Source organism: Pseudonocardia sp. KRD291, from assembly GCF_019263595.1.
Lineage (GTDB): Bacteria > Actinomycetota > Actinomycetes > Mycobacteriales > Pseudonocardiaceae > Pseudonocardia.
The window spans coordinates 1-6,614 of record NZ_JADQDD010000318.1; the positions used below are offsets into that span (position 1 = coordinate 1).

General features: G+C 73.6%; 6 protein-coding genes. All 6 read left to right on the forward strand.

Annotation, left to right across the window (positions count from 1 at the left end; all coding sequences use genetic code 11):
* Positions 1-957, forward strand: a 957-nt coding sequence (locus I4I78_RS28265; RefSeq protein ID WP_218614553.1) for a BMP family protein, incomplete at its 5' end; no start/stop codon positions are given.
* Positions 954-2,474: an ABC transporter ATP-binding protein gene (locus I4I78_RS28270; RefSeq protein WP_218614554.1), complete on the forward strand. Its 1,521-nt coding sequence runs from the start codon at positions 954-956 to the stop codon at positions 2,472-2,474. The genes I4I78_RS28265 and I4I78_RS28270, both read left to right, overlap by 4 nt.
* Entirely contained in the window at positions 2,471-3,559 is a 1,089-nt protein-coding gene (locus tag I4I78_RS28275; RefSeq protein WP_218614555.1) for an ABC transporter permease, read from the forward strand. The genes I4I78_RS28270 and I4I78_RS28275 overlap by 4 nt, the downstream gene beginning before the upstream one ends.
* A complete protein-coding gene (locus I4I78_RS28280; RefSeq protein ID WP_308252412.1) occupies positions 3,556-4,821 on the forward strand; it encodes an ABC transporter permease in 1,266 nt (421 codons plus the stop codon). Before I4I78_RS28275 ends, I4I78_RS28280 begins: the two co-directional genes overlap by 4 nt.
* An 83-nt stretch (positions 4,822-4,904) precedes the next feature.
* Entirely contained in the window at positions 4,905-5,330 is a 426-nt protein-coding gene (locus I4I78_RS28285) for a cytidine deaminase (RefSeq protein WP_308252414.1), read from the forward strand.
* A gap of 38 nt (positions 5,331-5,368) precedes the next feature.
* Positions 5,369-6,614: thymidine phosphorylase (locus I4I78_RS28290; RefSeq protein WP_308252413.1), on the forward strand; the 1,246-nt coding region annotated here is incomplete at its 3' end.

Consider the following 6,614-nt stretch of genomic DNA (forward strand, 5'->3'; position numbering starts at 1 on the left):
GAGCCGCCGAGGGCGGACGCGAGCAGGTTGAAGGTGGGCCTGGCCTACGACATCGGCGGGCGGGGTGACGCGTCGTTCAACGACGCCGCCGCGGCCGGCATCGACCGCGCGTCGGCGCAGTTGGGGATGCCGAAGGCGACCGAGGCGACGGCGCAGCCCGGCGAGAGCGAGGACGCCGCGGCGAGCCGCCTGCGCCAGCTCGTCGCGCAGGGCCACAACCCGATCATCGCGGTCGGCTTCAACTACGCCGGCGCTCTGCAGGACGTCGCCGCGCAGAACCCGAACGTGAAGTTCGCGATCGTCGACGACGACACCGTGACCCTGCCGAACGTCACCCCGCTGGTGTTCGCCGAGGAGCAGGGCTCGTTCCTGGTCGGCGCCGCGGCCGCGCTCAAGACGACCACCTGCAAGGTCGGCTTCGTCGGCGGCGTGGACAACCCGCTGATCCAGAAGTTCGCCGCGGGCTACGAGCAGGGCGCCAAGGCCGTCGCGCCGAACGTCGAGGTCGACGCCAAGTACATCTCCCCGGCCGGCGACACGTCCGGGTTCAACGACGCGACCAAGGGCACCGAGATCGCCAAGGGCGAGTACGACGGCGGCGCCGACATCGTGTTCGCCGCGGCCGGCAAGTCCAACCAGGGCGTGTTCTCGGCTGCGCAGACCGGCGGCAAGCAGGCCATCGGGGTGGACTCCGACCAGTACAACTCCCCGCAGCTGGCCCAGGTCAAGGACGTGATCATGACGTCGATGATCAAGCGGGTGGACGTGTCGGTGTACGACTACATCAACGCCGTCGCGGCGGACGACCTCACGACGCTGCCGAAGCGCTTCGACCTCAAGGTCGACGGCATCGGCTACTCCACCTCGGGCGGCAAGGTCGACGACATCAAGCCCCAGCTGGAGGCGTACAAGGCCGCGATCATCGCCGGGCAGATCCAGGTGAAGTCCACGAAGTGAGTACGGCGGCGGGGAGCGAATACGCCGTCGAGCTGCGCGGGATCACCAAGCGGTTCCCGGGCGTGGTGGCGAACTCCGACATCGACCTGGCGGTGCGTCGCGGCGAGGTGCACGCGCTGTGCGGCGAGAACGGGGCCGGCAAGTCCACCCTGATGAAGATCCTCTACGGGATGCAGGGCGCGGACGAGGGCACGATCTCGGTGGACGGCACCGAGGTCGTGTTCCGCACGCCGGGCGACGCCATCGCGGCCGGGATCGGCATGGTGCACCAGCACTTCATGCTGGCCGACAACCTGACCGTCGCCGAGAACGTGCTGCTGGGCGCCGAGCGCCTGCACGGGATCGGGCGCCGGGCGCGGGACCGGATCGCCGAGCTCGCCGCGACGGTCGGCCTGGTGGCCTCGCCGTCGGAGCGGGTGGAGCGGCTCGGGGTCGCCGACCGGCAGCGGCTGGAGATCCTCAAGGTGCTCTACCGGGGCGCCCGCACGGTGATCCTGGACGAGCCGACCGCGGTCCTCGTCCCGCAGGAGGTCGACGAGCTGTTCGCCACCCTGGCCGCGATGCGGGCGCAGGGCTACACGTTCCTGTTCATCTCGCACAAGCTCGACGAGGTCCGCGCGATCGCGGACACGATCACGGTGATCCGCCGCGGCACCTCGGTCGGCACCGCCGACCCGGCCACGGTGACCAACCGGGAGCTGGCCGAGATGATGGTCGGCTCGGAGCTGCCGACGCCACAGACCCGCGATTCGACGGTCACCGACCGCGAGGTCCTGCGCGTCGCGGGCCTGGGTCTGGCCGACCCGGCAGGCGGGCGCGACCTGCTCGACGGGATCGACCTGGTGGTGCACGCCGGCGAGGTGCTGGGCATCGCCGGGGTGGAGGGCAACGGGCAGACCGAGCTCGTCGAGTCGGTGATGGGGATGCGCCGGGGCACCCGGGGACGGGTGCTGCTCGCCGGCACCGACGTGAGCGGCGCGACCACGATGGCCCGGCGCGAGGCCGGCATCGGCTACATCCCGGAGGACCGGTCCCGCCACGCCCTGCTGCCCGAGCAGCCGCTCTGGGCGAACCGGGTGCTGGGGTTCCAGAGCCGCGCCCCGATCGGGCGGCGCGGGCTGATCGACCGCGCCGCGGCCCGGTCGGACACCGAACGGATCGTCGCCGACTTCGACGTCCGCACACCGGGCATCGACGTCACCGCGGGGGCGCTGTCCGGCGGCAACCAGCAGAAGCTCGTCGTCGGCCGCGAGCTCTCCGGGGACCCGGTGCTGCTGGTCGCCGCGCACCCGACCCGCGGCGTCGACGTCGGCGCGCAGGCCGGGATCTGGTCCGAGCTGCGCCGCGCGCGTGCGGCCGGGCTCGCGGTGCTGCTGGTCAGCGCCGACCTCGACGAGCTGATCGGCCTGTCGGACACGCTCGCGGTGATCCTGGACGGGCGCCTGGTCGGCACCGCCGACCCGGCCACGGTGACCCCCGAGCAGCTCGGCACCGCGATGACCGGAGCCACCGCATGAGCCCGAAGATCCGGTCCGCGGTCCTCGCGCCGGTGCTGGCGGTCGCCGTCGCGGCACTGCTCTGCGGCCTCGCGCTGCTCATCAGCGGGGACTCGCCGCTGCAGGCGTTCGGGGTGATGATCTCCCAGCTGGGGTCCGGCACGGTCGCGGTGGACACCGTCAACTCGGCCGCCGTCTACTACATCGCCGCGCTCGCGGTGGCGATCGGCTTCCAGATGAAGCTGTTCAACATCGGCGTCGAGGGGCAGTTCCGGGTCGCGGCGGCCGTGGCCGCGGTCGTCGGCGGCACGCTCCCGCTGCCGCCGGTCCTGCACACCCTGGTGATCATCGCCGTGGCCGCGCTGTCCGGTGCCGCGTGGGTCGCGATCCCGGCACTGCTCAAGGCCTACCGCGGGGTCAGCGAGGTGATCTCGACGATCATGCTCAACGCCGTCGCGACCGGCCTGATCGCGTACCTGATCAGCCCCGACACGTTCGGGCAGCTGGTCGGCAACAACATCACCACCCCGCCGATCGAACCCAGCGGCTGGTTCCCGGGTCTTGCGCTGGGCGAGTCCGGGACGCTGTTCGGGATGATCCTGGTGGCCGCCGTGCTCGGCGTCGGCTACTGGTTCCTGCTCGGGCGCACCCGGTTCGGATTCGAGCTGCGGGCCTCGGGGCAGTCCCCGACGGCCGCCGCGGCCGGCGGGGTGAACGCCCGGCGGATGGTGCTGATCGCGCTGCTCACCTCCGGCGCGGTGGCCGGGCTGGTCGGGCTGCCGGAGCTGCTCGGGCGCGACCACGCCTACACGCTGACCTCGCCGTCGGGCTACGGGTTCACCGGGATCGCGATCGCGCTGCTCGGGCGCAACCACCCGGTCGGCATCGCGCTCGGTGCGCTGCTCTGGGCGTTCCTGGACAAGTCCGCGGTCGCGCTCGACGTCGTCGGCACCCCGCGGGAGATCGTGCTGATCATGCAGGGACTGATCGTGCTGTCGGTGGTGGTGGCCTACGAGGTGGTGCGCCGGGTCGACCTGCGCGCCGAGCAGCGCCGGGTCGCCGCGGCCACGCCGACCCGGCCGCGACCGGCGGAGGTGGGGACGTGAGCACGTCCACCCGCGCCCCGTCGGGGTCGGCCCTGGACCGGGTGACGGCGTGGCGCCCGCCGCGCTGGGCGCGCCCGATCCTGCTGGCCGTGCTCATGGTGCTGGTCCTGGCGGTCACCGTGACGCTGACCGGGCAGACCCAGCTGACCTCCAGCGGCACCGCCGAGGCGGCGGTCCGGCTCGCGCTGCCGATCCTGTTCGCCGCGCTCGGCGGGCTCTGGGCCGAACGCGTCGGCATCATCAACATCGGCCTCGAGGGCATGATGGTGCTGGGCACCTGGGGAGCGGCCTGGGCCGGCTACCAGTGGGGCCCGTGGGCGGCGCTGGCCGGCGGTCTGGCGTTCGGCGCGCTGGGCGGGCTGCTGCACGCCGTCGCGACCGTGACGTTCAACGTCAACCACATCGTCTCCGGGGTCGCGATCACGCTGCTCGGGACCGGCCTGACCAAGTACCTGTCGACGCTGGTGTTCCAGCCGGTGTCGCAGAACCCCCGGGAGTCGCCGCGGGTGCCGGGCTTCACCGAGTTCTCGGTACCCGGCGTGTCCGAGGGCCTGGCGTCGCTGGAACAGCAGCAACGGGTGTTCGTCTCGGACGCCGCCGGACTGCTCGGCGGGCTGGTCACCGGCCTGACGCCGCTGGTGCTGATCGCGCTGGCGCTGGTGCCGCTGAGCTACCTGGTGCTGTGGCGGACGCCGTTCGGGCTGCGGCTGCGCTCGGCGGGCGAGTCCCCGGTGGCCGCGGAGTCGCTCGGGGTGAACGTCGTCGCGCACAAGTACGCCGGCGTCGTGATCTCGGGGGCGCTGGCCGGGCTGGGCGGCGCGGCGCTGGTGCTCAACCCGGGCCAGCTCGGCTACCTGGAGAACCAGGTCGGCGGGCGCGGCTACATCGGCCTGGCCGCGATGATCTTCGGGAACTGGCGGCCGGCCGGGTTGCTGGCCGGGTCCGCGTTGTTCGGCTACGTCGACGGCCTGCAGCTGCGCGCCGGCGGCGAGGCCGTGCACGCGCTGCTCTACGGCGCGACGCTGCTCGCGGTCGTCGTCGCGGTGCTGTGGGTGGCCCGGCGGCGCTGGGTGCCGGCCGCGGTCGCGCTGGTCGCGGGCCTGGCCGTCTACGCGCTGTACTGGACGATCGACACGATCCCCACCGAGTTCGCCACCTACGCCCCGCAGCTGGTGACGCTCGTGGTGCTGGCGGCGGCGTCGCAACGCCTGCGACCACCCGCGGCGCTGGGCGCGGAGTACCGGCGCGGGGAGGACACCTGATGGTCGGCGGCGGCCCGAGCGGCGCCGGGCGCGACATCCTGCGCGACGAGGACCCGGCGGCGGTCCGCGCGGCCCGCAGGACCGTGCCGGGCCACGGCGGAGAGCCGACGCGGACGCCGGACTGGGACGCGCTGCGGGCCGCCGCGGTGGACGCCGCCGCATCCGCATACGCGCCCTACTCCGGGCTGCTGGTCGGCGCCGCCGCACTGTGCGACGACGGCCGCGTGGTCACCGGGTGCAACGTGGAGAACGCCTCCTACGGGCTCGGAGTCTGCGCCGAGGTCACGCTGGCCGGGGCGCTGCGCCTGAGCGGCGGCGGGCGGCTGGTCGCGCTGGCGTGCCGCTCCGGTGACGGCGCGCTGCTGATGCCGTGCGGCCGGTGCCGTCAGGTGATCTACGAGTTCGGTGGGCCGGACTGCCTGTGCGACACCCCGCGCGGCCCGCGCCCGATGTCGGAGGTCCTCCCGGACGCGTTCGGGCCGGCCGACCTGCCGTCGGAGGTTCCGTGATCAGAGGTGTCGGCCGGGCCGACGTGGAGGTGTTGCCGGTGCCGAGGCCGACGTTCAGCGCTGTCGACGTGGTGACGGCCAAGCGGGACTGCCGCGAGCTCACCGGCGAGCAGATCGACTGGGTGATCGGCGCCTACACCCGCGGCGAGGTCGCCGAGGAACAGATGGCGGCGCTGGCGATGGCCGTGCTGCTCAACGGCATGGACAACGCCGAGACCGCCCGCTGGACCCAGGCGATGATCGACTCCGGCGAACGGCTGGCGCTCGGCGACGTCGGGCGGCCGCTGGTGGACAAGCACTCCACCGGCGGCGTCGGGGACAAGATCACGTTGCCGCTGGTCCCGCTCGTCGCGGCCTGCGGCGCGGCCGTGCCGCAGCTGTCCGGGCGCGGGCTCGGGCACACCGGCGGCACGCTGGACAAGCTGGAGTCGATCCCGGGCTGGCGGGCGTCGCTGAGTACCGAGGAGATCACCGCCCAGCTCGCCTCGATCGGCGCGGTGATCTGCGCGACGACCCCGTCGCTGGCCCCGGCCGACCGCAAGCTCTACGCGCTGCGCGACGTCACCGGCACCGTCGAGTCGGTGCCGCTGATCGCCAGCTCGATCATGAGCAAGAAGATCGCCGAGGGCACCGGCGGCCTGGTGCTCGACGTCAAGGTCGGGACCGGGGCGTTCATGAAGAGCCGTGCCCGGGCCGGCGAGCTGGCCGACGCGATGATCGCGATCGGCGTCGCGCACGACCTGCCGACGACGGCGCTGCTCACCGACATGTCCGCGCCCCTGGGCCGGGCGGTCGGCAACGCGCTGGAGGTGGCCGAGTCGGTCGAGGTGCTGCGCGGCGGGGGCCCGGCCGACGTCGTCGAGCTGACCGTCGCGCTGGCCCGGGAGATGCTCGCGCTGGCCGGGATCACCGACGCCGACCCGGCGCAGGTGCTGCGCAGCGGGCAGGCCTACCCGGTGTGGGAGGCGATGATCGCCGCGCAGGGCGGGGACCCGGACGCGGCGCTGCCGGTCGCCCGGCACGTCGAGACCGTCGACGCAGAGCGCGGCGGCGTGTTCACCGCCGCGGACGCGCTGGCCGTCGGGACCGCGGCGTGGCGCCTCGGCGCCGGGCGCGCCCGCAAGGAGGACACCGTGCAGGCCGCGGCCGGCGTCCGGATGCTGGTCGAGCCGGGCGACGAGGTGAAGCCCGGCACCCCGCTGCTGGAGCTGCACACCGACACCCCGGACCGCATCCCGGCCGCCCGCGCCGCCCTGAACGGCGCCGCCCTGCTGATCACGAACG